This window comes from Histidinibacterium aquaticum (assembly GCF_008710275.1).
GTDB classification, from domain to species: Bacteria; Pseudomonadota; Alphaproteobacteria; order Rhodobacterales; family Rhodobacteraceae; genus Oceanicola; species Oceanicola aquaticus.
Window position 1 is genome coordinate 551,255 of sequence record NZ_VYQE01000001.1, and the last position, 22,703, is coordinate 573,957.

The window sequence follows — 22,703 nt, forward strand, 5'->3', positions numbered from 1 at the left end:
CCGATGTCCATCCAGTCCAGGATACAGCGCCCCTTGCGTCTGTCCGGTGCCGCCAAGACGGACCCGCGCACGCAATTCGCCGTGCTGCCCTGGCGGATCAGCAAGGGCAAACTGAAGGTCTGCCTTGTCACCTCGCGCGAGACCGGCCGCTGGATCCTGCCCAAGGGCTGGCCGATGGGCGGCGCCACACCCGCGCAGGCCGCGGGGAACGAAGCCTGGGAAGAGGCGGGGCTCAAGGGCGATATCGCCCCCCAGCCCATCGGCCTCTATTCCTACCGCAAGCGGCTCGGCTCGGACGAACTTCCGGTGATCGTCGTGGTCTACGCCATGCGCGTGACGGAGGCGGCGGCGGACTACCCCGAGCGCGGTCAGCGCAAGCGCAAGTGGATGGGCCTCAAGAAGGCCTCAGAGCGTCTCTCGGACGAGGAACTCGCGCATATCGTGCGGCACTTCGACCCCAAGCTCGCGAAGGTCTAGCGATCTTCCGAGGGCAGCCCTGCCATTGCATCGCGCCCGTCAGCGGCTAAATATCGGGAACTCCTGAAGCATCGGCACGAGAGATGATCCGATACGCCCTGAAATGCTCCGGCGGCCACAGCTTCGACAGCTGGTTCCAGTCCGCCGCCGCCTATGACCGCCTCGCCGAGGCGGGCCACGTCGCCTGTTCCGTCTGCGGTTCGAGCGAGGTCGGCAAGGAATTGATGAGCCCCGGCGTCAGCGCCCGCGAAGAGCGCGAGCCCGCGCGGCCCGCAGCCGACCGTCCGCTCGCGACGCCGAGCACGCCCATAGAAAAGGCCATGGCCGCCCTGCGCAGGAAGGTCGAGACGGAGAGCACCTACGTGGGCAACCGCTTCGCCGAGGAGGCCCGCAAGATGCACGAGGGCGAGACGCCCCAGGCCTCGATCTACGGAGAGGCGCGCCTCGCGGATGCCAAGCAACTGATCGAGGACGGCGTCCCAGTCTGCCCCCTGCCCTTCACGCCCCGCCGGTCGTCGAATTGACCCGCGCCCTGGTGACAGGCGCGAGCCGCGGCGTCGGCGCCGCGCTGAAGGCCCGGATGGAGGCGCGCGGTGACGAGGTGATCGGCACCTCGACCAGCGGCGGCGACGGCCTCATGCAGCTCGACGTCACCGATCCCGCCTCCGTCGCCGACCTCGGGAACAGCGTCACGGGGCCGCTCGATCTGCTCGTCTGCAACGCCGGCATCTTCCCCGACCGCCACGAGCGGCTGGACGACGGCTTTCCCGCAGAGATGTGGGCGGAGTCCTTCGCCGTGAACGTCACCGGCGTCTTCCTCACCGTGCAGGCGCTCCTTCCGGCCCTGCGCGACGCGCGCGGCCGCATCGCCATCCTGTCGTCGCAGATGGGCTCGTCCGAGAAGGCCGGCGGCGGATCCTACATCTACCGCGCCTCCAAGGCCGCCTCGGCCAACCTCGCGCGCAACCTCGCCACCGACCTGCGCTCGGACGGCATCGCCGTGGGGGCCTACCACCCCGGCTGGGTGGCGACCGACATGACCTCCCACAAGGGCGAACTGTCCCCCGAGCAGTCCGCTGCCGGGTTGATCGACCGCTTCGACGCCCTCACCCTCGACACGACCGGCTGCTTCCAGACCTGGGACGGCCGCGACCATCCATTCTGAGGTGACCATGACCAAGCGACCTGTCTTCGACGCCGAGCCCTCCGGCGGACGCGATCTCGGCCGGCTTCCCGAATGGGACCTGACCGACCTCTACGAGTCCCCCGACGCCCCGGAGCTGAAGCGCGACCTCGACTGGCTCGAGGCCGCCTGCCGCGACTTCGCCGCCGACTACGAGGGCAAGCTCGCCGAACTGACGGCTCAGGATATGCTTGAGGCGGTCCGCCGCTACGAGCGCATCGATGTCATTGCCGGCCGGATCATGTCCTACGCGGGCCTGCGCTACTACCAGGAGACCACCGACGCCGACCGGGCCAAGTTCCTCTCCGACTGCCAGGACAAGATCACCACCTACACCACGCCGCTCGTCTTCTGGGGGCTGGAGTTCAACCGGCTCTCCGACGAGCACGTCGAGGGGCTCTGGTCGGCATCGGACGAGCTCGCTCGCTACCGCCCGGTCTTCGACCGGATGCGCGCCATGCGGCCCTACCAGCTCTCCGACGAGCTGGAGAAGTTCCTGCACGATCAGTCCACCGTCGGCGCCTCGGCCTGGAACAAGCTCTTCGACGAGACCATCGCCGGGCTCACCTTCACGGTGAACGACGAGGAACTCGGCATCGAGGGCACGCTCAACCTGCTGACCGAACAGGACCGCGCGAGCCGCGAGGCCGCCTTCCGCGAACTTGGCCGCGTCTTCTCCGGCAACGTCCGGACCTTCGCCCGCGTGCACAACACGCTGACCAAGGAAAAGGAGATCGAGGACCGCTGGCGCGGGATGGAGACGCCGCAGACCGGCCGCCACCTGGCGAACCACGTCGAACCGGAGGTCGTCGAGGCGCTGCGCGATGCCGTCGTCGGCGCCTACCCGCGCCTCTCGCACCGCTACTACGCGCTCAAGGCCAAGTGGCTCGGGCTCGACCGTCTGCAGGTCTGGGACCGCAACGCCCCCCTGCCGATGGAGAGCGACCGCATCGTCGACTGGGACGAGGCGGTGGAGACCGTGCGCAGCGCCTACGCGGGCTTCGATCCGCGCATGGCCGAGATCGCCGAGCCCTTCTTCACCAAGGGCTGGATCGACGCGGGCGTGAAGCAGGGCAAGGCCCCCGGCGCCTTCGCGCATCCCACGGTGACCGAGGTGCACCCCTACGTGATGCTCAACTATCTGGGCAAACCGCGCGACGTGATGACCCTCGCCCACGAGCTGGGCCACGGCGTGCACCAGGTCCTCGCGGCCGGTCAGGGCGAGCTTCTTAGCTCCACCCCCCTGACCCTGGCCGAAACGGCGAGCGTCTTCGGCGAGATGCTGACCTTCCGCAAGCTGCTGGCGGAGGCCCCTTCCGAGGCCGAGCGCAAGGTCCTGCTCGCGGGCAAGGTCGAGGACATGATCAACACGGTCGTCCGGCAGATCGCCTTCTACGATTTCGAGTGCAAGTTGCACGACGCCCGCCGCGGCGGAGAGCTGACGCCCGACGACATCAACGCGCTCTGGATGTCGGTGCAGGCCGAGAGCCTCGGCCCCGTCTTCGACTTCGCCGAAGGCTACGAGACCTTCTGGGCCTATATCCCGCACTTCGTGCACTCGCCCTTCTACGTCTACGCCTATGCCTTCGGCGACGGGCTCGTGAACGCGCTCTACGCCGTCTACGAGGAGAGCGGAGAGAGCTTCAACGAGAAGTACTTCGACATGCTCAAGGCCGGCGGCGCCAAGCACCACAAGGAGCTGCTCGCTCCCTTCGGCCTCGACGCCTCCGATCCCTCCTTCTGGGAAAAGGGCCTCGGCATGATCGAGGGCTTCATCGAAGAGCTCGAGGCAATGGAGCGGTGACAGGCGTCACGCTTGCGCCCCTGCCCCGGTCCGAGACGCATCGGGTCCTGCACCTGAGGCTGCCGGAGGATCAGAAGGTGTTCGGCGGCGACATCGCGGAGACGGCCGCGGACCCGGATCCGGAGACGGATTTCCACGTGATCGAGGCCTCGGGGGCGGTCGTGGGCTTCTTCAAGATCGAGCGGCCCTACGGGACGCGGTACGACTTCGCGCCTGCGGGCGCCCTCGGGCTGCGGATGCTGCAGATCGACGCGGGCGCCCAGGGCTTCGGCTATGGCCGCGCGGCCTTCGCCGCGCTGCCGGGCTACCTCCGGGAGAGGTACCCGGACCGTTCGGAATGCTGGCTGACGGTGAACTGCCGCAATCCCCGCGCGGGACACGTCTACCTGTCCGGCGGCTGGGAGGACACCGGGGAACTCTACCATGGGGGCCCGGCCGGTCCCCAGCACATCATGCGCCTGTCCCTGGTCCCCGTGGCGGGAAGGGGGCTGTCTGCCCCCTCTTGCGCCTGACGGCGCAATTCACCCCCGAGGATACTTGGACCCAGAAGAGGGCCGTTTCCGGTTTTTCTTTCTGAATCAGGATGATGCCGAGGCGTCCAAATTTGGACGCCTCAGTCGAGCTCCGTCCAGGGCCAGGGCTTCACCTCCGAGGCGGCGGTCTGGTAGCGCGCGGCCTTGGCCATCCAGATGCCGAGATCCGTGCCCGCGTCGGCGAGCCGCTCGTTCGGCTCGCCCCGGTTGAGCAGCATCATCACCACCTGGAAGACCGCCATGACCCCGAGCGCGGTGCCGGCGAGGCTCAGCATCACGCCGATCAGGATCATGTAGAAGACCCGGAGCACGATGTTCTCGCGCTCCTCGGGCTCGTTCTGGTCGCCCAGCGTCCGGCCCATCACCTTCTCGTCGTCGGTCATGCCCATGGGGAGTCTCCCTCAGCCGCGGGAATATTACCCCTCCGCGGCCGCGAATACCATGTCGATCATCCGCAGCGTGCCTCGCGAGAACTCCAGCGGGCAGGCGTAGCTCTCGCCCTGGCGGAGCGCCCGGCCGAAGGCCTCGACCTGCAGGACGTAGTGGTTGTCGCGCGGCCAGCGCTCCAGCTCGACCTTGCCCGCCTCGCGCTCCAGCCGGAGTTCGGCGAGGTCGTGAACGTTGGCGTTGAAGGGACAGGTCAGCGTGATCAGCCCCTTCTCGCCGTGGAAGGTGATGTACTGCCGCGGGAAGGCGCGCATCGAGACGGTGCCCGAATAGGCGAAGTCCGGGAAGCGCGCCGCGACCTGGGTGAAGACATCGACACCGTTCTCGCGCCGCAGGTTGGCAAGGGTGATCTCCTCGGGCTCCTGCCCGGTCACGAAGCGGGCGGCGCCGAAGATGTAGACCCCGATGTCGTAGAGCGCCCCGCCCCCGGTCTCTGGCCTGTTGCGGATGTTGCCCGCGTCGCGGTTGTCGAAGGAGAAGACCGCATCGACCTGCACGAGATCGCCGATCGCCCCGCCCTGAACCAGCTCGCGGGCGCGCTGGAACTGGGGATGGTGGACGATCATGTAGGCCTCGGCGGCGAGGATGCCGGTCTCGTCGCGCTTGGCGATGACCGGATCGAAATCCGCCGCTGTCAGCCCGAGCGGCTTTTCCACCAGCACCGGCTTGCCCGCATCGAGGGTCTTGAGCGCCCATTCGACGTGAAGATGGTTCGGGAGGGGGATGTAGACCGCGTCGATCTCGGGATCGGCCAGCAGTGCCTCGTAACTGTCGTGGACGCGGAGGCCCGGTGCGAAGGCGCGAAAGCCCTCGGCCTTGTCGGGCGAGCTCGTGGCGAGCGCGGCGAGTTCGGCGCCGGAGGCGGCGTGGATCGCGGGGCCCATCTGGCCCTTGGCGAAATTGGAGGCGCCCAGAATGCCCCAGCGGATCGTATCGGTCATGTCCTACCCTCCCTTCGGTGTCCCGCGCACCAAACGCCAGTTGTCCGGGGAACGAAAGCCCCGCGGTGGATTTGACCCAGAGAAAGCGGAGGGCGACATGACGATCCAGGTCCAGGGACTGCACCACATCACGCTGGTCGGCGCGAGCCGGGCAGAGACGATCGACTTCTGGGAGGGCGTCCTCGGGATGCCGTTCCTCTTCGAGCAGCCGAACCTCGACGCACCGGAGGAGGCGCATCTCTACTTCGACCCGGGCGACGGGCGGCTGATCACGATCTTCTGCCACGAGGGCGCGGAGGCGGTCCACGACAAGACACCGCGGGATCCCGGCTGCGTTCATCACATCGCCTTCGCGGTCTCGAATGCCACCTTCCGGCAGATCCCGGAGCGGCTCGACGCGCGGGGGATCAAGCACTCCGGACCGAAAGACCGAGGGTTCATGGATTCGATCTACTTCCGCGATCCGCTGGGGCTGCTGATCGAGCTTGCCTCCTACCGCTTCGAGCCGCCCACCGGGGCGAGCCACGCGGAGGTGCTTCACATGGCTCACCGCCGTAGGGTGGAGCGGGGCGCGAGCCACATCGAGCCGCTGGATCTGGCGGACGCGACCGAGGCCCTGTCTCGGAGACGGAACCTCAGCCTCTCTGATGACTGACCCACGAAAAAGGGCCGCCCGAAGGCGGCCCTGTCTTGGTCGGCGGTCAGGCCCTGCTTACTCGCGGTTGCCCATGAGCTGGAGCAGGAACATGAACATGTTGATGAAATCGAGGTAGAGGTTCAGCGCGCCCATGATGGCGGCTTTGCCGAGCCACTCCTGATCCCCCTGCGCCGCGTGAGCGATGTAGGTGTTCTTGATGTTCTGCGTGTCGTAGGCGGTCAGGCCCGCGAAGATCAGCACGCCGAGGATCGAGATCGCGAACATGATCGCCGGCGAGGCCAGGAAGATGTTGACGATCGAAGCCACGATCAGGCCGATCACGCCCATGATGAGGAAGGTTCCCCACCCCGAGATGTCCTTCTTCGTGGTGTAGCCCCAGAGGCTGAGACCCGCGAAGGCGATCGAGGTCACCAGGAAGACCTGGGCGATCGAGTAGCCGGTGAAGGCCACGAAGATCCAGGACAGCGACAGGCCCATCACCGCCGCGAAGGCGAAGAAGAAGGTCTGCGCGCCGGCGGCGGAGAGCCGGTTGATCATGGCACCGAAGGCGAAGACCATGATGAGCGGCGCGAACATGGCGATCCAGCCCAGGATGTTGGGCTGCAGCGTCTGCGGATCGCGGAAGATCGCCAGCAGCTGCGGCGAGGTGCCCACGGCCCAGGCCACGGCAAAGGTGATCAGCATGCCTACGGACATCGTGCCGTAGACCTTGTTCATGTGGGCGCGCAGCCCCTCGTCGATGGCGGCGGAGCGGACACCGCCCGCCGTCCGAACCGTCTGATACTCGGCCATCCATTCCCTCCAGATGTATCGGTGGCGTCCGACAAGCCGGACGCCTTGCTCCGAAATATTGGAGGTTCCGGCCGTCGTTTCAAGGTTTTCCGGTCGGGATCCGGCCCTTCCCGACCGTTTGACGCAGGTTTGATCGGCGCCGGAGCGCCTGAGGCCTCAGCAGCGCCAGCCGGCGGGCACGTCCCAGACCGGGCGGGCGGCTTCGCGCGCGGCATCCGAGGCGCTCACGCCGATGTCGCGCAGGCCGGACGCATCGAGCCGGGCCAGCGCGCGGCGCTGGCGGTAGAGACCGAGAAGGTCGAGAAGGCCGGCGGCGCGGCGACGGCTGCCGGTGACGGCGAGCGTACGGGTCATGGTGGTCATGTCGGTCCTTTCCCGGAGCGCCGGCAGCCGGCCGATCCGTGATGTGTCAAAGCTCAATCATCATGTAGCTTGATTTATAGGGCCTCGGCTGGCATAGGTGAAACGAATGATTTTCAACTAACGCATCACGGAACGTGATATGCCCCGGAACCTCGACATCACTTCGCTCCGGTCCTTCGTCACCGTCGCCGAAAGCGGCGGGGTAACCCGGGCGGCCGGCCTGCTGCATCTGACGCAGTCGGCGGTCTCGATGCAGCTCAAGCGGCTGGAAGAGAGCCTCGACACCCGCCTGCTGGAGCGGGCCGGCCGCGGGGTCGGCCTGACGGCGGCGGGGGAGCAGCTGCTGTCGCACGCGCGGCGGCTTCTGGAGATCAATGACGACATCTACCGGCGCATGACCTCCGAGGATCTCGAGGGCGAGCTGACGCTCGGCGTCCCGCACGACATCGTCTACCCGGCGATCCCCGAGGTCCTGCGTCGCTTCGCGGCGGATTATCCCCGGATGAAGGTCCAGCTGCTCAGCTCCTTCACCCGCGCCCTCAAGGAACAGTACCGGCGAGGCCAGGCCGACGTGATCCTGACGACGGAGAGCGCCTGCGACCCGGGCGGCGAGACGCTGGCCACGCGCCGGCTGGTCTGGGTGGGCGCCCCGGACGGCAGCGCCTGGCGCGCGCGCCCGCTGCGGCTGGCCTTCGAGCGCAACTGCATCTTCCGCTCGGGCGTGCAGCGGCGGCTCGACGAGGCGGGCATCGGCTGGGAAATGGCCGTGGACAGCGACGCCAGCCGGTCGATCGACGCGACGGTGAGTGCCGACCTCGCCGTCAGCGCGCGGATCGAGGGGACCGAGGCCACCTACCTCGAGCAGATCGACCACGGGCGCACCCTGCCCGAGCTGCGCGAAATACAGGTGAACATGTACGTCGCTGATCACGGCCAGGGCCCGGCGGCCGAGGCGCTCGCCGAGATGATCCGGAACGCCTACGCTGCGGTGTAGCGCGCCCGAAACGGATCAGGCACGGCCTGGTCAGCCCCACTCCTGAAGACGCGCCACGTAGCGCGCGAGGGTGTCGATCTCGAGGTTCACGGCGTCGCCCTCCGCGACGTCGCCCCAGGTGGTGGCGACCTTGGTGTGGGGGATCAGGTTCACCCCGAACTCGTGCCCTCTCACCTCGTTCACGGTCAGCGACGTGCCGTTGAGCGCGACCGAGCCCTTGGGGGCGACGAAGCGCGCCAGATCGTCGGGCGCGCGGAAGCGGATGCGCGTGCTGTCGCCCTCGTCGGTGATCGAGACCACTTCCGCCACGCCATCGACGTGGCCCGAGACGATGTGACCGCCCAGCTCGTCGCCGACCTTCAGGGCGCGCTCCAGGTTGACCCGACGCCCCGGTGCCCAGGCATTGCGGCCGATCGAGGTCTTGGAGACCGTCTCGGCGGAGACGTCCACGTCGAACCAGTTGCGCGGCTCGGAGCCCTTGGCGACCACGGTCAGGCAGACCCCGTCGCAGGAGATCGAGGCGCCGATGTCGATACTGGCGGGGTCGTAGTCCGTCGCGATCCGCGCACGCAGGTCGCCACGCTGCTGCACCTCGATGACCTCACCGACGTCGGTGACGATGCCCGTGAACATGGCGCTGTCTCCTTCACTCGCTGCCCCGACTGCAGATAGCAGCGGATCGCGCGGGGCAACAGGTCAGTTGACGAGGCGTAGCGGCTGACGGGGCCCGGCCTTGCCGTTCTTGAGCGCGTCGTAGGGATCGTCGGCGGCGAGCATCATGTCGACGACCTGGCGGAGCAGTTGTCTGCGGCCCCGGGCCGAGTAGAAGCCGCCGGAGATCTGGCTGGTCTCCAGAAGGAACCGGCGGAAGTCGCGATAGGCCCGGCTGTCCGGGCGCGCGGGCTCGGAAAAGAACTCCGGAAGCGGCTGGCCGGAGACGAACTCCGGCTTGGCATAGACCGCCCGCCCGAAGACCTTGAGCGGAATGCCCCGCCAAAGCACCTGCTGGCCGGCGGTGGAATTGACGGTCACCGCCGTTCGGGCGTGATCCAGCAGCCGCGCGAGCTTGCCGCCCCGCACGTAGTGAATCCGGTCCGCGACCCGGTGCTTCCGGGCGACGCGCCGCAGGATCCTGCGGAGCGGCGACTGGCCGTTCTCGAGCGGATGCGCCTTGAAGACGAGGTGATGATGGCGCGGCGCGCCCTTGGCGAAGCCCTCGATCACGACCTCGATGAACTCCTCCATCCGGGAGAACGGCGAGTGCATCCGGAAGCTCGCGTCATGCTCGAGCTGCATCAGCACGAGGTGATAGGGGAAGCCGCCGTACTTGATCCGCGCGGTGGCGATCATCCGGTCGAGCGCGACGAAGGGCATGAGCAGGAGCCGCCGGGTATAGAGCAAACCTTCCCTGGCGACGGGCAATTCGCGGTGCCGGCGGAAACCTCGGTATTCGAGGGAGCGAAAAAGCAGGAACCAGTGGTAGAGCGCGCCGTAGAAGACATGGCTCTTCATGTCGCCCCAGTGCGCTGGAGGCTCAGGGATCTCCAGGTCGCTCAGCTCCAGGACCCGCTTCATTTCGGGCAGCGTCATGTCCATGAGGCGGGAGTGGCCGTTGGAGCCGCCGCGCTCGTAGGTGACCCAGTAGGGCCGCATGTAGCCTTCCTCGAAAACGTGGATCTCCAGCCCCATCTCACGCGCGGCCTCGACCGCCTGGGCATGCACCGGGCGCGTGTCGCCGTAGAGCACGAGATCGGTGATCCCGCGCTCCTCGACGATCTGCCGGAAGCGATCTGGCCAGTCCTCGGGCCGGCCCCGGTAGGGAATGTAGTTGTCGAAAGAGAACCAGAAGGCCCGGTCGCCACCGTTGAAACCGACCCGCCAGACCTCCGCCCCCGCCCGCGCCAGCATCCTGCCGAGACGGTGGAAAAAGGGGCCGTGTGGCCCCTGCAGGAACAGAAATCTGCGTGTCGACGGCATTGTCATCGGTTAGCGGTGCAATCTCCTCGCGGAAAGGCATAGGTCCGCAACCGGGCGGATTTGCGACCCTTTTCGCGGGATTGCGTGGCATGGAGGCCCGCTCAAAGGCGCCGCCGCAGGTTCCGCAGTCCGCGCGGCCCCTGCGCAACAGTCGCGAATCGGGCAGTGGCGCGCCCTCTAGGCAGAAATGTCCGAAGCCGCTAGGCTGCCAGAAAAAATATTGGCAGAGCATAAGGTCGAGGAGACCGAGCAGTGACAGTGAACAGCGTGCGCCTCGCGCGGGCCGCCCTCCTCATGGGGGCGCTCGCGCTTCTGGCGGGCTGCGGCCTTCCCCGGTCGGGCCCCACCCGCGGAGAGATTTTCAACGGATCGGTTCTGCGGGAGGGCGACGCCTTCGTGCTCGTCGTGACCGATCGCGTCAACGCCATCGCCTCGGTGGCCCCGGCCCTCGGGTTCTCGAGCGAATTCCGGGACGCGGGCCTCGTGGGCTCCGACATCATCAGCCCAGGCGACGTGCTGGGCCTGACCATCTGGGAGAACGTCAGCGACGGTCTTCTCGTCCCGACCGGCCAGAACGCCACCGTCCTCGAAGAGGTGCAGGTCGACGGACAGGGCTTCATCTACGTCCCCTACGCCGGCCGCATCCGCGCGGCGGGCAACACGCCGGAGCGCGTGCGCCAGATCATCACCGACCGCCTGGGCGACCAGACGCCGGATCCGCAGGTCCAGGTCCGCCGCGTCGCGGGCGACGGCGCCACCGTGTCCGTCGTCGGTGCCGTCGGCGCGCAGGGGATCTACGCCATCGAGCGGCCCACCCGCACCCTGAGCCAGATGCTGGCGCGTGCCGGCGGCGTCGCGGTCGATCCGGAGATCGCGCGCGTGACCGTCACCCGCGGGGGCCACACGGGCTCGGTCTGGTTCGAGGATCTCTACGAGCCGGGCCACGACATCGCCCTGCGCAACAACGACCGGGTCATCGTCGAGGCCGACACTCGCGCCTTCACGGCGATCGGCGCCACCGGCGCGCAGTCGCGCGTCAACTTCGAGAGCCAGTCGATCAGCGCAATCGAGGCCATCGCACAGGTCGGCGGCCTGAACCCCTCCCTCGCCGATCCCGAAGGCGTCTTCGTGCTCCGGAACGAGCCCGAGGAAATCGCCGAGCAGCTCACCGGCCAGGATCTCGTCGGGACGCAACGCATCGTCTACCTGCTCGACCTGACGCGGCCGAACGGCCTCTTCTTCGCGCGGGATTTCGCGGTACGCGACGGCGACACGATCTACGTGACCGAAGCCCCCTTCACCCGCATCAACAAGGCCGTCTCGGCGCTGACCGGCACGCTTGGCGGCGTCAACGCCGTCTCCAGCGCGGCCCAGCAGATTGCCGGGAACTGACCCGGACGAGGAGGCGCTGCGGCGCCTCTACGTCTACAACGGCGGGTTCCTGACCCAGGGCCGGGTCCGCCGCATCCTACAGCTTTCAGGCTACGACATCCGCATCGGCAAACCCGGCGAGGGCGACCTCGTCGGGGTCTGGGGCAAGTCTCCGACCGCCCCCCGCGGAGAGGCAGTCGCCGCGAAGACCGAAGCTCCGATGCTTCGGGTGGAGGATGCGTTCCTGCGCTCCGTCCTGCCCGGGCGCGCCGGGGGCGGCCCGCCGCTCGGACTGCAACTCGACCTGGGCGGCGTGCATTTCGACCCCGCGACCGTCTCCGACCTGGAGCGGCTGCTGTCCGAGCATCCGCTCGACGACACGGTCCTGCTGGACCGGGCGCGCGGCGCCATGGCCGAGATGCGGCGCCTTCACCTGACGAAGTATACCGGCTTCGCCCCGGAGGCTCCGGTGCCCGAGCCCGGCTACGTGCTCGTGATCGACCAGACCCGGGACGACGCGAGCGTCACAGCGTCAAAGGCGGGCCGGAACACCTTTCTCGAAGCGCTGATGCTGGCCCGGGAAGAACACCCGGCCGCGCGAGTCGTGGTCAAGGCGCATCCCGAGACCGCGGGCGGCCATCGCTCCGGCCATATCGGGAACGAAGACCTGCGGCCCGGCGAGACCCTGCTGACAGAGGCCGTCTCCCCCTGGCCGCTGCTGGAGGGTGCGGTCGGGGTCTACACCGTCAGCTCGCAGATGGGGTTCGAGGCTATCCTCGCCGGGCATCGGCCCGTCATCCTCGGCCAGCCGTTCTACGCGGGCTGGGGGCTGACCGACGACCGCGCGCCGCTCGCGCGGCGCCGGCGCAGGCTCACACGGCCCCAGCTCTTCACCGCCGCGATGATCCTGCACCCTGTGTGGTACGACCCCTTCCGCGACCGTCTCTGCGAGCTGGAGGACGCTCTCGCCATCCTCGCTGCCGAGACCCGGGCCTGGCGCGACGACCGGTCGGGATGGATTGGGACGGGCATGCGGCTCTGGAAGCGAGGTCCGATGACCGAGGTCTTCGGCCGTCCGCGCGGCATTCGCTTCGACGACCAGGAGAGCCGCGCCATTCGCCGCGCGCGGAAGAGCGGCCGCCGTCTCATGGTCTGGGCCGGCAAGACGACCCCCGCTCTGGAAGAGGCGGGGGCGCACCGGGTCGAGGATGGCTTCCTGCGGTCTCGGGGGCTCGGGGCCGACTTGGTGCCGCCCCTCAGCCTCGTGCTCGACGACCTCGGCATCTACTACGATCCGACCCGCGAGAGCCGGCTCGAACGGCTGATCGCCGCCTCGACGGAGCTGTCGCCGCAGGCGCGCTCGCGCGCGCGCCGCCTGATCCGGCGGCTGCTGACCGAGAGACTCGGCAAGTACAACCTCGGCGGCGCGGGCCTGCCCTCCGGCCTGCCCGCCGGACGGCGCATCCTTGTGCCGGGACAGGTGGAGGACGACGCCTCGATCCGGCTCGGCGCGGACAGCGTGGGCACGAACCTCGCCCTGCTGGAGGCCGCGCGCGCGGCGAATCCGGCAGCCGTGATCCTCTGGAAGCCGCATCCGGACGTGGAGGCCGGCCTGCGCCAGGGGAGTGTCCCGGAGGCTGGCGGCATCGCCGATGCGGTCCTCACGGAGACCGACCCGATGGCCGCCCTCGACGCCGTCGACGAGGTCTGGACGATCACCTCGACGCTGGGCTTCGAGGCGCTCCTGCGCGGCAAGACGGTCGTCTGCTTCGGTCGGCCCTTCTACGCGGGATGGGGCCTGACGGACGACCGCGGGGCGCCCCTGCCCCGGCGGACCGCGCGACCCGATCTCGAAGCCCTCGTTCACGCCTGCCTGATCGACTACCCCCGCTATTTCGACCCGGTCACCCGGCGCGCCTGCCCCGTGGAGGTCGCCGTCGACCGTCTCGCCTCGGGCGAGATCCCTCGGCCGTCCCGGGCCAACCGGCTGCTTGCCAAGTCGCAGGGCGCGCTCGCCGGACAGGCCTGGCTCTGGCGGCGGGGGTGAGTGAGAAAAGGGCCTTCGAAGGCCCATTTTCAAGCCGCTTCGAAGCGGCTTGACCCCCGGCCCGGGCGTGACGCGTCAGTTCTCGGGACGCGTGATCTCGATCTCCTGCCAGAGCTCGCCGGTCGCCCGCCCGTAGACCAGGATGCGGTCCTGTGAGGTCGTCACGGCGATCCAGTCGACGCCCTGGGTGAAGGCGACGGCCTCCTCACCTTGGGGCAGCTCTATCCGCTCTGGAAGAGGCAGGGGGCTCGCGCTAAGTCGGATGACAAGAGTGGCGATCAGGACTACAAACCCGCCGATCATCACCACCGTCAGCACCGTGACGAGCCTTCTGAGGCGCGTCAGATGCGGCGGCAACCCGTCCTCGTTTTCCTCTGGAGCGCCTACCATGCCGCCCTCCCTCGTCACATTCCGGATCGCGCCCGATCCGCCGCCGCGCCTTGATAAGGCGCTGGCCCGGGATGTGCCAGAGGAGGCCTCGCTCTCCCGCTCGCGCCTCGCCCGGATCATTCCCGACGGCGCGGTCCGGGTGAACGGGGTCGTGGTCACCTCGCCCCGCGCCCGCGTCGGCGTGGGCGACGCGGTGGAGATCGCCCTCGACATGGCCGAGGAGAGCCACATGGGGGCCGAGGCCCTGCCCCTCGATATCCGTTACGAGGACGACGAGGTCATCGTGGTGATGAAGGAGGCCGGCATGGTAGTGCACCCGGCTCCGGGCTCGCCGGACGGTACGCTGGTCAACGCGCTCATCCATCACTGCGGCGAAAGCCTCTCCGGCGTGGGCGGCGAGCGGCGGCCGGGTATCGTCCACCGGCTGGACAAGGAGACCTCGGGTCTCATCGTCGCTGCCAAGACCGACCGCGCGCACCATGCGCTGCAGGTCCAGTTCGAGGCCCGCGAGGTCGAGCGGATCTACCAGGCCGTCTGCTACGGCGTGCCCGATCCCGCCGATCCGCGACTGCGCGGGATCCGGGGCACGGCCTTCGAGCCCGGCGGCGTCCTCAGGATCGAGACCCAGATCGCCCGCCACAAGACCGATCGCCAACGCCAGGCGGTGGTCTGGCACGGCGGCCGCCACGCGATCACCCGCGCCCGGGTGCTGGAGCCCTTCGGCAAGCCGCCTGTCGCGGCCTTGGTCGAATGCAGGCTGCAGACCGGCCGGACGCACCAGATTCGGGTGCACATGGCCCACGTGGGCCACGGCCTGGTGGGCGATCCGACCTATGGCGGCAATCGCAAGCTCGCCAAGGACGCGGTCAGCGAGATGGCCCTTCAGGCGGTCCGCAGCTTCCCCCGGCAGGCGCTCCACGCGGCCTCTCTCGGGTTTCGGCACCCCGCAACCGGAAAATTGTTGAGGTTTGTCGCGGAAATGCCGCCCGACATGCAGGAACTCTGCGCAAGCCTGCGGAATTGAGACTGTAACGCCCGTCACATGTGCGGGAGCGCACGTTAATCGCTCTGGCGCCCGACGAACGCTGCATTCATGCTGCGTTATGAAAACTGAACTAACCGGTCTTGTATCGCGCCGTTAGCGCACACATATCCATGTTAAGCCCATATACATTGGGAGGGGCAGACATGTCGACTTACGCAAATCTTCCGGCTCCGTCGCCGGAACAGGGCCTGAACAGGTACCTGCAGGAAATCCGCCGGTTCCCCATGCTGGAGCCGGAGCAGGAGTACATGCTGGCAAAGCGCTGGGTGGACCACGAGGACACCGACGCGGCGCACCAGCTCGTCACCTCCCACCTCCGCCTCGCCGCGAAGATCGCCATGGGTTACCGGGGCTACGGCCTGCCGCAGGCCGAGGTGATCTCGGAGGCCAACGTGGGCCTGATGCAGGCGGTCAAGCGTTTCGACCCGGAGAAGGGCTTCCGGCTCGCGACCTACGCCATGTGGTGGATCCGCGCCTCGATCCAGGAGTACATCCTGCGGTCCTGGAGCCTGGTGAAGCTCGGCACGACCTCCGCCCAGAAGAAGCTCTTCTTCAACCTCCGCAAGGCCAAGGCCCGCATCGGGGCGCTGGAAGAGGGGGACCTGCGGCCGGACAACGTGAAGCAGATCGCCAACGACCTCGGCGTGACCGAGGACGAGGTGATCTCGATGAACCGGCGCATGTCGGGCGGCGACGCGTCCCTCAACGCCATGGTCGGCCAGGACAGCGAGAGTTCGACCCAGTGGCAGGACTGGCTGGAGGACGAAGGCGCCAACCAGGCGAGCGAGTACGAGGAACGCGACGAGCTCGACGCGCGCCGCGAGTTGCTGGCCGAGGCGATGGAGGTCCTGAACGATCGCGAGAAGGACATTCTCGTCCAGCGCCGCCTGCAGGACGAGGTCGTCACGCTGGAGGAACTCTCGGGCCAGTACGATGTCAGCCGCGAGCGCATCCGCCAGATCGAGGTCCGCGCCTTCGAGAAGCTGCAGAAGCGGATGCAGGAACTCGCCCGCGAGAAGGGCATGCTGGCGGTCGCCTGAGGCTGACTACGGCCGGGGGCTCTGCCCCCGTCCGCGCCATGTTGGCGCGGACTCCCCCGGGATATTTCGGCCCAGAAGAAGATGGTCCGTGCCCTGAAAGGCGCGGACCGTCTCGTCTCAGGATCGGGTCCAGCGGTGCAGGACGTCCGGCCCGATCGGCCGGGACTCGCCCAGAGCAAAGCAGGGCGCATCCGCGAGGCGACTGATGCCCATCGCCCCAAGCATCGGCGTGCCCTCGGCCCCGATGGCAAGGCCTGCGGTGAAGCAGATCAGTTCGTCCACGAGATCGGCGTCGAGCAGCGCCGCGGCCAGGCTGCCGCCGCCTTCGCAGAAGACCGATGTCAGGCCCGCGCGACCCAACGCCTGCAGGGCGGGTCCGGGGTCCAGCTGGCCGCCGGTGACGGCGGTCTCGATCAGCGTCGCTCCGGCCCCGGCCCAGAGGCTGCGGACCTCGTCGGGCGCATCGGGACCGTGGCAGAGCCAGAGCGGGGCTTGCGAGATCGTGGTGGAGAGCGCGGAGGGATGCGGCAGGTCCAACATGCGCGAGAAGACCACGCGGACCGGCTGGCGGTCGTGATGCCAGCCGCGCACCGTCAGGCTCGGATCGTCGGCGCGGGCGGTGCCCCCGCCCACCAGGACTGCGTCGGACCGGGCGCGCCAGGCGTGAACCAGCTGGCGCGCCGGCGCGGCCGTGATCCAGCGGCTCTCACCCGAGGCCGTGGCGATGCGCCCATCGAGGCTCGCGGCGAGCTTGAGGGTCACGCGCGGGCGGCCCTTGGTGACGCGCGTCAGGAATCCCGCGAGATCGGCGCGGGCCTCGGCTTCGCGGCAGGCGGTTTCTACCTCGACGCCCGCCTCGCGAAGCATGGCGATGCCCCGGCCGGAGGTGCGCGGGTCAGGGTCACCCGTCCCGATCACCACTCGCGCGACACCGGCGCGCGCCAGTTCGGCGGCGCAGGCGGGTGTTTCCCCGACATGGGCGCAGGGTTCAAGCGTGACGTAGGCCGTCGCGCCTCGCGGGTCGCACTGGGCGAGCGCCGCGGTCTCAGCATGGGGCCGACCGCCGTCCGTCGTGCGGGCCCGGGCGATCACCCGGCCGTCGCGAACGATCACGCAACCGACCGCGGGGTTCGGCCAGGTCCGGCCCAAGCCACGGCGCCCGAGCGCGAGCGCCTGGCCCATGAACCGCCGGTCGGCGTCGGTCACTGGTCGCCGGGGGCGTGCGGCCGCAGCTCGCTCACGAACTTGTCGAAGTCGTCGGCGGCCTGGAAATTCTTGTAGACGCTGGCGAAGCGGACGTAGGCCACGGTGTCGATCCGCGCGAGGCTCTCCATGACGATCTCGCCGATCACCTTGGAGGGGATGTCGGTCTCACCCATGCTCTCGAGCCGGCGCACGATTCCCGAGATCATCTGGTCGACGCGCTCGGGCTCGACGGGGCGTTTCTGCATGGAGATCCGGACGGAGCGCTCGAGCTTGTCGCGGTCGAAATCCTCTCGGCGGCCGTTGGTCTTGACCACGACGAGATCGCGAAGCTGCACGCGCTCGTAGGTGGTGAACCGTCCGCCGCAGGCCGGGCAGAAGCGGCGCCGGCGGATCGCCACATGGTCTTCGGCGGGCCGCGAGTCCTTCACCTGAGTGTCCACGTTTCCGCAAAATGGACAACGCATCGCAGTCCCCTCTCGTCTGCCTCTAGGGGGCCCCCGGCCCTTCTCGCCGAAAACTATAGGGGGGTCGCGAGGATTTGGGTAGGGGGCAGTTTTTGCCGCTAGATCATGGGGGTCGGGGCCGTTGCGGATCCGACTCAGGGGTCAGGCGAGGTGAGCCGCGACCTCGCGCCGATGGGGCCGGGCGCGGTGCTCGAAGAGGTATATGCCCTGCCAGGTTCCCAGCCGCATGCGGCGGTTCATGACGGGGATCTGCAGGCTCACCGGCAGGTGCGCGGCCTTGATGTGGGCCGGCATGTCGTCGGGCCCCTCGGTGACATGCGTGAGGTAACTCATCTCCGGCCGGTCGGCATCGGGCACGAAGCGCTGCAGCCAGGCCAGGAGGTCGCGCTGCACGTCCGGGTCCGCGTTCTCCTGGATGAGGAGCGAGCAGGAGGTGTGACGCACGAAGAGCGTCAGCAGCCCCTCGCCGGGGCCCTCGGAGACCCAGCGGGCGACCTCCGACGTGAAGTCGTAGAGGCCGGGGCCGCTGGTCTGGAGTGTGAAGGTCGTCTGCACGGCGTCGGCCCCTCAGTCGAAGAGCCGATCGCCCTGTTCGTCGATCAGCTGACGCGCCTTGCCGATGGAGGCATCGACCGCCGCCGTCTCTTCGTCGAGCGTGTCGACCCGGACGAGCTGGTGTTCCTTCAGCTCGCCGTCCACTTCCTTGACGATCCGGGCGGCGATCCGCCACGAACTGCCGTCGCGCACCGGCTCGGGATAGATGTCGTAATCCTTGTAGCGCTCAGGCTCGCGCGCCGGAGGCTCGTCGTCCCTGGGTCGTCCGAAGAGGCGTGAGAGGATTGACATCGGCCTACTGGTCCAGGAAGGACCGCAGCTTGCGCGAGCGGCTCGGGTGCTTGAGCTTGCGCAGAGCCTTGGCCTCGATCTGGCGGATCCGCTCCCGGGTGACGGAGAACTGCTGGCCGACCTCCTCGAGCGTGTGATCGGTGTTCATGCCGATGCCGAAGCGCATCCGCAGAACCCGCTCCTCGCGCGGAGTGAGCGAGGAGAGCACGCGGGTCGTGGTCTCCTTGAGGTTCTCCTGGATCGCGCTGTCCAGCGGCAGGACCGCGTTCTTGTCCTCGATGAAGTCGCCGAGCTGGCTGTCCTCCTCGTCGCCGATCGGCGTCTCGAGGGAGATCGGCTCCTTGGCGATCTTCATCACCTTGCGGACCTTCTCGAGCGGCATCTGCAGCTTCTCGGCCAGTTCCTCGGGCGTCGGCTCGCGGCCGATCTCGTGGAGCATCTGGCGCCCGGTCCGGACCAGCTTGTTGATCGTCTCGATCATGTGGACCGGGATACGGATCGTGCGGGCCTGGTCCGCGATGCTGCGGGTTATGGCCTGACGGATCCACCAGGTCGCGTAGGTCGAGAACTTGTAGCCGCGACGGTACTCGAACTTGTCGACAGCCTTCATCAGGCCGATGTTGCCCTCCTGGATGAGGTCCAGGAACTGCAGGCCGCGGTTCGTGTACTTCTTGGCGATGGAGATCACGAGGCGGAGGTTGGCCTCGACCATCTCCTTCTTGGCCTGCCGGGCTTCCTTCTCGCCCTTCTGGACCTGCGCCACGATGCGGCGGAACTCGGAGATGTCGACGCCGACGTACTGGCCGACCTGCGCCATTTCGGCCCGGAGTTCCTCGATCTTGGGCGAGGAGCGCTCGATGAAGCTCTGCCAGGCGCGGCCGGGCTTCTCGGCCATCCGCTCGGTCCAGGTCGGATCGAGCTCATAGCCGCGGTAGGCGTCGATGAACTCACGCCGGTTGATGCGGGCCTGGTCGGCCAGCTTCACCATGGCGCTGTCGATCGACATGATCCGGCGGTTGATGCCGTAGAGCTGGTCGATCAGCGCTTCGATGCGGTTGTTGTGCAGGTGGAGCGAATTCACCTGCACCACGATCTCGCTGCGGAGCTTCTGGTACTGGCCCTCGTCGGCCTCGGTGAAGGAGCCATCCTCGTTGAGGGTGGCCGACATGCGGGCATCCTGCATCTCGGACAGGCCGGCGAAGTCCTCGGCGATCCGGTCGAGGGTCTCGAGGACGCGCGGCTTGAGGGCGGCCTCCATCGCGGCGAGCGACATGTTCGCCGCTTCCTCGTCCTCTTCGTCGTCGTCCTTCTGGATCGGGTTGCCGTCCGCGTCGAGCTCCGGACCATCGTCCTTCTTCTGCGACTCGGAGTTCTGGGCAGCGGGCGCGGCGGAGGGATCGACGACGGGCGCATCGGCCACCTCGTCGCCCATCTGCGTGCCGAAGGTCGCCTCCAGGTCGATGACGTCGCGCAGCAGGATGTCCTCGTTGAGAAGCTCGTCCCGCCAGATCGTGATCGCCTGGAAGGTGAGCGGGCTCTCGCAGAGCCCCGAGATCATCGTGTTGCGGCCGGCCTCGATGCGCTTGGCGATCGCGATCTCGCCCTCGCGGGACAGAAGCTCGACCGAGCCCATCTCGCGCAGGTACATCCGCACCGGGTCGTCGGTGCGGTCGAGCTTCTCCTGGTCCCCGGAGCCCAGGGCAACTTCGCGGGAGCCTTCCTTGGTGACCAGCTCGGTCGACTTGCCGTCGTCCTCGGCCTCTTCGGATTCCTCTTCCTCGGTGACTTGGATGCCCATCTCGGAGAGCATCGACATCACGTCCTCGATCTGGTCCGACGAGACCTGATCCGGCGGAAGCACCTGGTTGAGCTGATCGTAGGTGATGTAGCCGCGTTCCCGCGCCTCGGCGATCATCTTCTTCACGGCGGCCTGGCTCATGTCGAGCGTCATGTGGTCGCCGTCCTGGTCGTCCTTCTCGCGGTCGTCGGTATCTTTCGCAGCCATGTGCGCTCCTCGATGTGCCGGCGGGCGGGCAAAATAGGCGTTCGTCCGAATCAAGATGCGACTCAGCCGATTCGCAAGTCCCCGAGGCCGGTTTTCCCTTACATGCGTCCCGGGTCGTCAGCTAGCGCCGCCACGTCCCTTTTCAAAACCGATTCGGGCGAGGAGCTCGTCGAGTCGCGCCTTCTCGTCCCGGTTCACGGGCGCGCCGTTCGGGGCGGTGTCGAACTCGGCCCGGTCCTCGCCGATACCCTGCCGGCCGGCCCGGTCCATCGCGGCGCCCGAAAGCGCGAGGCGGGCGGTGACGTGTTCACCCGCAACCTCTGCCGCGATGTCCTCCTCGGCCTCCTCGACCTCGCGCCGGTGGCCCCGGCGCGCGTTGAGCTTGGCGAGTTCCTCGGCCACGCAGAGCCGCGCGGCCTCGACATCGCCCGGGCGGCGTACGCCCGGAGTGAGCGCGACATGGCCATGGGCGAACAGCTTTTCAAGGGTTTCCGCGCCAGCCCGCACGGCAATGCGCGCCTCCGGATCGGGGCTATCGGCCTCCGCCAGCAGCGCCGCGGCGAGCGCGTCGTGACCCGGGCCGGTGAACTCCAGCGCCTCGATCTCGCCGGTAAACTCTTCGAGCGCGGCGGGCGTGCGGATGAGCGTGGCGAGGATCACCGCCTCGCGCAGGCCGTCCTCGGTCAGGCTGCCGGTCGCGAGCGCCGAACTGCGCGTGCCCGGCCGGGCCGTCGCCACGGGCATGCGCCGGCCGGTGCGGGCGGCGGGCCTCGGGCTGCGGAAGAGCTCCCAACGCAGGCGGCGAATCTCCTCGCCGTAGTGCGACCGGATCGAGGGGTCGCGAATCATCCCGATCCGCTCGCGCAGCGCCTTGTCGAAGGCCGCCCGACGTTCGGGACTGTCGAGCGAGCGCCCCTCGGTCTCGCGCCGCCAGAGCAGCTGCACCAGCGGCTGCGCCTCTTCGACGAGCGCGCGCATGGCCGAGGGGCCCTTGGCCCGCAGCAGATCGTCGGGGTCCTGCCCCTCCGGCAGCAGCACGAAACGCAGCGACTTGCCCGCCACCAGCAGCGGCAGCGCGAGGTCCATGACCCGGTGCGCCGCCCGCAGGCCGGCCGTGTCGCCGTCAAGCGCGATGACGGGCTCGTCCGCCATCCGCCAGAGCAGCTGCAGCTGGTGCTCCGTCACCGCGGTGCCGAGCGGCGCGACCGCGGCCGGGAAGCCGTGCTCCGACAGGGCGATCACGTCCATGTAGCCCTCGGCGACGATCAGCGGCGCGCCTTTCCCGGCGGCCTCGCGCGCGGGCCCGTGGTTGAAGAGCGTGCGCGACTTGTCGAAGAGCGGCGTCTCGGGCGAGTTCAGATACTTCGCGTTGTCGCCCGGATCCATCGCCCGCCCGCCGAAGGCGATGGCGCGGCCGCGCGCATCGCGGATCGGGAACATGATGCGGTGGCGGAAGGTGTCGTAGGGCTCGCGACCCTTCGAGCTCTCCTTCACGAGTCCGGCCTCGAGCAGACGGCGCCCCTCCACGCCGCGGCCGTTCAGGTGGTCGCGCAGGGCCTGCCAGCCGGGCGGGGCGAAGCCGATCTCCCACCGGGCCAGCGCCTCCTCGGAGAGACCCCGCTTCGCGAGATAGTCGCGCGCCTCGGCAGCGGCGCCGGTCCGGAGCTGCAAGCGGTAGAACTGGACCGCCTGCTCCATGACGTCGCTCAGTTCCGTCCGGCGGTCGGCCTTCTCCTGCGCGCGGGGATCGCGCTCCGGGACCTGCATCCCGACCTCTCCTGCCAGGATCTTCACCGCCTCCATGAAGTCGACGTTCTCGGTCTCGCGCACGAAGGAGATCGCGTCGCCCTTCGCGTGGCATCCGAAGCAGTAGTAGAAGCCCTTGCGGTCATCGACGTGGAAGCTGGCCGTCTTCTCCTGGTGGAAGGGGCACGGCGCCCAGAGGTCGCCCTTGGCCTGGTTGGACTTGCGATTGTCCCACATGACCTTGCGCCCGACGACCTGGCCGAGGCTCAGGCGCGAACGCAACTCGTCGAGGAATCCGGGGGGCAGACTCATGAAGGCAGCTTCGACTCCGTGAAGACCCGAAGGCTACCCCATGTCGCCGGCATGTGCGAGCC

24 protein-coding genes are annotated in these 22,703 nt (G+C 68.4%); 11 read left to right on the plus strand and 13 right to left on the minus strand.

All coding sequences use genetic code 11. The features are described from left to right. The first annotated feature begins 3 nt into the window (after window positions 1–3). The 5 genes from F3S47_RS02785 to F3S47_RS02805 all read left to right on the plus strand — a co-directional run bounded on the left by F3S47_RS02785 (window position 4) and on the right by F3S47_RS02805 (window position 3,976). Window positions 4–477 carry an NUDIX hydrolase gene (locus tag F3S47_RS02785; RefSeq protein WP_150443679.1) on the plus strand — a complete coding sequence of 158 codons (474 nt, stop codon included), beginning with the start codon at window positions 4–6 and terminating at the stop codon, window positions 475–477. Between the two features lie 83 nt (window positions 478–560). Then, the gene (locus F3S47_RS02790; protein WP_150443680.1) at window positions 561–1,001 is read left to right on the plus strand and encodes a DUF1178 family protein; all 441 of its coding nucleotides are present in this window, start codon (window positions 561–563) and stop codon (window positions 999–1,001) included. Further along, entirely contained in the window at window positions 998–1,642 is a 645-nt protein-coding gene (locus tag F3S47_RS02795; RefSeq protein WP_150443681.1) for an SDR family NAD(P)-dependent oxidoreductase, read from the plus strand. The genes F3S47_RS02790 and F3S47_RS02795 overlap by 4 nt, the downstream gene beginning before the upstream one ends. Before the next feature lie 7 nt (window positions 1,643–1,649). Then, window positions 1,650–3,464 carry a M3 family oligoendopeptidase gene (locus F3S47_RS02800; protein ID WP_150443682.1) on the plus strand — a complete coding sequence of 605 codons (1,815 nt, stop codon included), beginning with the start codon at window positions 1,650–1,652 and terminating at the stop codon, window positions 3,462–3,464. Further along, window positions 3,461–3,976, plus strand: a complete 516-nt coding sequence (locus F3S47_RS02805; protein ID WP_150443683.1) for an N-acetyltransferase — start codon at window positions 3,461–3,463, stop codon at window positions 3,974–3,976. The genes F3S47_RS02800 and F3S47_RS02805 overlap by 4 nt, the downstream gene beginning before the upstream one ends. A gap of 101 nt (window positions 3,977–4,077) precedes the next feature. Here F3S47_RS02805 and F3S47_RS02810 read toward each other — a convergent pair whose 3' ends face one another. Both F3S47_RS02810 and F3S47_RS02815 read right to left on the minus strand, forming a co-directional pair. Then, window positions 4,078–4,380 (minus strand): DUF4389 domain-containing protein, encoded by a 303-nt coding sequence (locus F3S47_RS02810; protein WP_150444197.1) that lies wholly within the window; start codon window positions 4,378–4,380, stop codon window positions 4,078–4,080. Window positions 4,381–4,413: 33 nt separating this feature from the next. Then, entirely contained in the window at window positions 4,414–5,385 is a 972-nt protein-coding gene (locus tag F3S47_RS02815; RefSeq protein WP_150443684.1) for a Gfo/Idh/MocA family protein, read from the minus strand. 97 nt (window positions 5,386–5,482) lie between these two features. Between F3S47_RS02815 and F3S47_RS02820 the strand changes: the two genes are divergently transcribed. Next, on the plus strand, window positions 5,483–6,040 hold the full coding sequence (locus F3S47_RS02820) for a VOC family protein (RefSeq protein ID WP_150443685.1): 558 nt from the start codon (window positions 5,483–5,485) through the stop codon (window positions 6,038–6,040). A gap of 57 nt (window positions 6,041–6,097) precedes the next feature. Here the strand turns inward: F3S47_RS02820 and F3S47_RS02825 are convergent, their stop codons facing one another. Further along, complete coding sequence (locus F3S47_RS02825) at window positions 6,098–6,835, minus strand: Bax inhibitor-1/YccA family protein (RefSeq protein ID WP_150443686.1); 738 nt, start codon at window positions 6,833–6,835, stop codon at window positions 6,098–6,100. A 156-nt stretch (window positions 6,836–6,991) separates the two neighbouring features. Then, the gene (locus F3S47_RS02830; RefSeq protein ID WP_150443687.1) at window positions 6,992–7,198 is read right to left on the minus strand and encodes a DUF1127 domain-containing protein; all 207 of its coding nucleotides are present in this window, start codon (window positions 7,196–7,198) and stop codon (window positions 6,992–6,994) included. A gap of 139 nt (window positions 7,199–7,337) precedes the next feature. Here F3S47_RS02830 and F3S47_RS02835 point away from each other — a divergent pair, with 139 nt between their 5' ends. Beyond that, complete coding sequence (locus F3S47_RS02835; RefSeq protein ID WP_150443688.1) at window positions 7,338–8,192, plus strand: LysR family transcriptional regulator; 855 nt, start codon at window positions 7,338–7,340, stop codon at window positions 8,190–8,192. 30 nt (window positions 8,193–8,222) lie between these two features. Here the strand turns inward: F3S47_RS02835 and F3S47_RS02840 are convergent, their stop codons facing one another. Beyond that, window positions 8,223–8,825, minus strand: coding sequence for a riboflavin synthase (locus F3S47_RS02840; RefSeq protein ID WP_150443689.1), 603 nt, complete (start codon window positions 8,823–8,825; stop codon window positions 8,223–8,225). 63 nt (window positions 8,826–8,888) lie between these two features. After that, window positions 8,889–10,175 (minus strand): capsule biosynthesis protein, encoded by a 1,287-nt coding sequence (locus tag F3S47_RS02845; protein WP_150443690.1) that lies wholly within the window; start codon window positions 10,173–10,175, stop codon window positions 8,889–8,891. A gap of 288 nt (window positions 10,176–10,463) precedes the next feature. Here F3S47_RS02845 and F3S47_RS02850 point away from each other — a divergent pair, with 288 nt between their 5' ends. Together F3S47_RS02850 and F3S47_RS02855 are read left to right on the plus strand one after the other, a co-directional pair. Next, window positions 10,464–11,561 carry a polysaccharide biosynthesis/export family protein gene (locus F3S47_RS02850; RefSeq protein ID WP_150444198.1) on the plus strand — a complete coding sequence of 366 codons (1,098 nt, stop codon included), beginning with the start codon at window positions 10,464–10,466 and terminating at the stop codon, window positions 11,559–11,561. Beyond that, entirely contained in the window at window positions 11,548–13,587 is a 2,040-nt protein-coding gene (locus tag F3S47_RS02855) for a capsular polysaccharide biosynthesis protein (protein WP_150443691.1), read from the plus strand. Before F3S47_RS02850 ends, F3S47_RS02855 begins: the two co-directional genes overlap by 14 nt. Before the next feature lie 75 nt (window positions 13,588–13,662). Here the strand turns inward: F3S47_RS02855 and F3S47_RS02860 are convergent, their stop codons facing one another. Beyond that, window positions 13,663–13,977 carry a DUF6476 family protein gene (locus F3S47_RS02860; protein WP_150443692.1) on the minus strand — a complete coding sequence of 105 codons (315 nt, stop codon included), beginning with the start codon at window positions 13,975–13,977 and terminating at the stop codon, window positions 13,663–13,665. Here F3S47_RS02860 and F3S47_RS02865 point away from each other — a divergent pair. Both F3S47_RS02865 and rpoH read left to right on the plus strand, forming a co-directional pair. After that, on the plus strand, window positions 13,976–15,001 hold the full coding sequence (locus F3S47_RS02865; protein WP_150443693.1) for an RluA family pseudouridine synthase: 1,026 nt from the start codon (window positions 13,976–13,978) through the stop codon (window positions 14,999–15,001). The two genes, F3S47_RS02860 and F3S47_RS02865, sit on opposite strands and share 2 nt — an antisense overlap. Before the next feature lie 164 nt (window positions 15,002–15,165). After that, a complete protein-coding gene (gene rpoH, locus F3S47_RS02870) occupies window positions 15,166–16,062 on the plus strand; it encodes an RNA polymerase sigma factor RpoH (RefSeq protein ID WP_150443694.1) in 897 nt (298 codons plus the stop codon). Window positions 16,063–16,179: 117 nt separating this feature from the next. Here the strand turns inward: rpoH and ribD are convergent, their stop codons facing one another. The 6 genes from ribD to dnaG form a co-directional block, all read right to left on the minus strand. Then, window positions 16,180–17,268, minus strand: coding sequence for a bifunctional diaminohydroxyphosphoribosylaminopyrimidine deaminase/5-amino-6-(5-phosphoribosylamino)uracil reductase RibD (ribD, locus tag F3S47_RS02875; RefSeq protein WP_223877696.1), 1,089 nt, complete (start codon window positions 17,266–17,268; stop codon window positions 16,180–16,182). Then, entirely contained in the window at window positions 17,265–17,732 is a 468-nt protein-coding gene (nrdR, locus tag F3S47_RS02880) for a transcriptional regulator NrdR (protein WP_150443695.1), read from the minus strand. The genes ribD and nrdR overlap by 4 nt, the downstream gene beginning before the upstream one ends. A 141-nt stretch (window positions 17,733–17,873) precedes the next feature. Further along, window positions 17,874–18,287 (minus strand): secondary thiamine-phosphate synthase enzyme YjbQ, encoded by a 414-nt coding sequence (locus F3S47_RS02885; RefSeq protein ID WP_150443696.1) that lies wholly within the window; start codon window positions 18,285–18,287, stop codon window positions 17,874–17,876. Window positions 18,288–18,299: 12 nt separating this feature from the next. Next, window positions 18,300–18,578 (minus strand): HlyU family transcriptional regulator, encoded by a 279-nt coding sequence (locus F3S47_RS02890; RefSeq protein WP_150443697.1) that lies wholly within the window; start codon window positions 18,576–18,578, stop codon window positions 18,300–18,302. 4 nt (window positions 18,579–18,582) lie between these two features. Beyond that, a complete protein-coding gene (rpoD, locus tag F3S47_RS02895; RefSeq protein WP_150443698.1) occupies window positions 18,583–20,583 on the minus strand; it encodes an RNA polymerase sigma factor RpoD in 2,001 nt (666 codons plus the stop codon). 117 nt (window positions 20,584–20,700) lie between these two features. Continuing rightward, window positions 20,701–22,641 carry a DNA primase gene (gene dnaG / locus F3S47_RS02900; RefSeq protein ID WP_150443699.1) on the minus strand — a complete coding sequence of 647 codons (1,941 nt, stop codon included), beginning with the start codon at window positions 22,639–22,641 and terminating at the stop codon, window positions 20,701–20,703. Window positions 22,642–22,703: the final 62 nt, after the last annotated feature.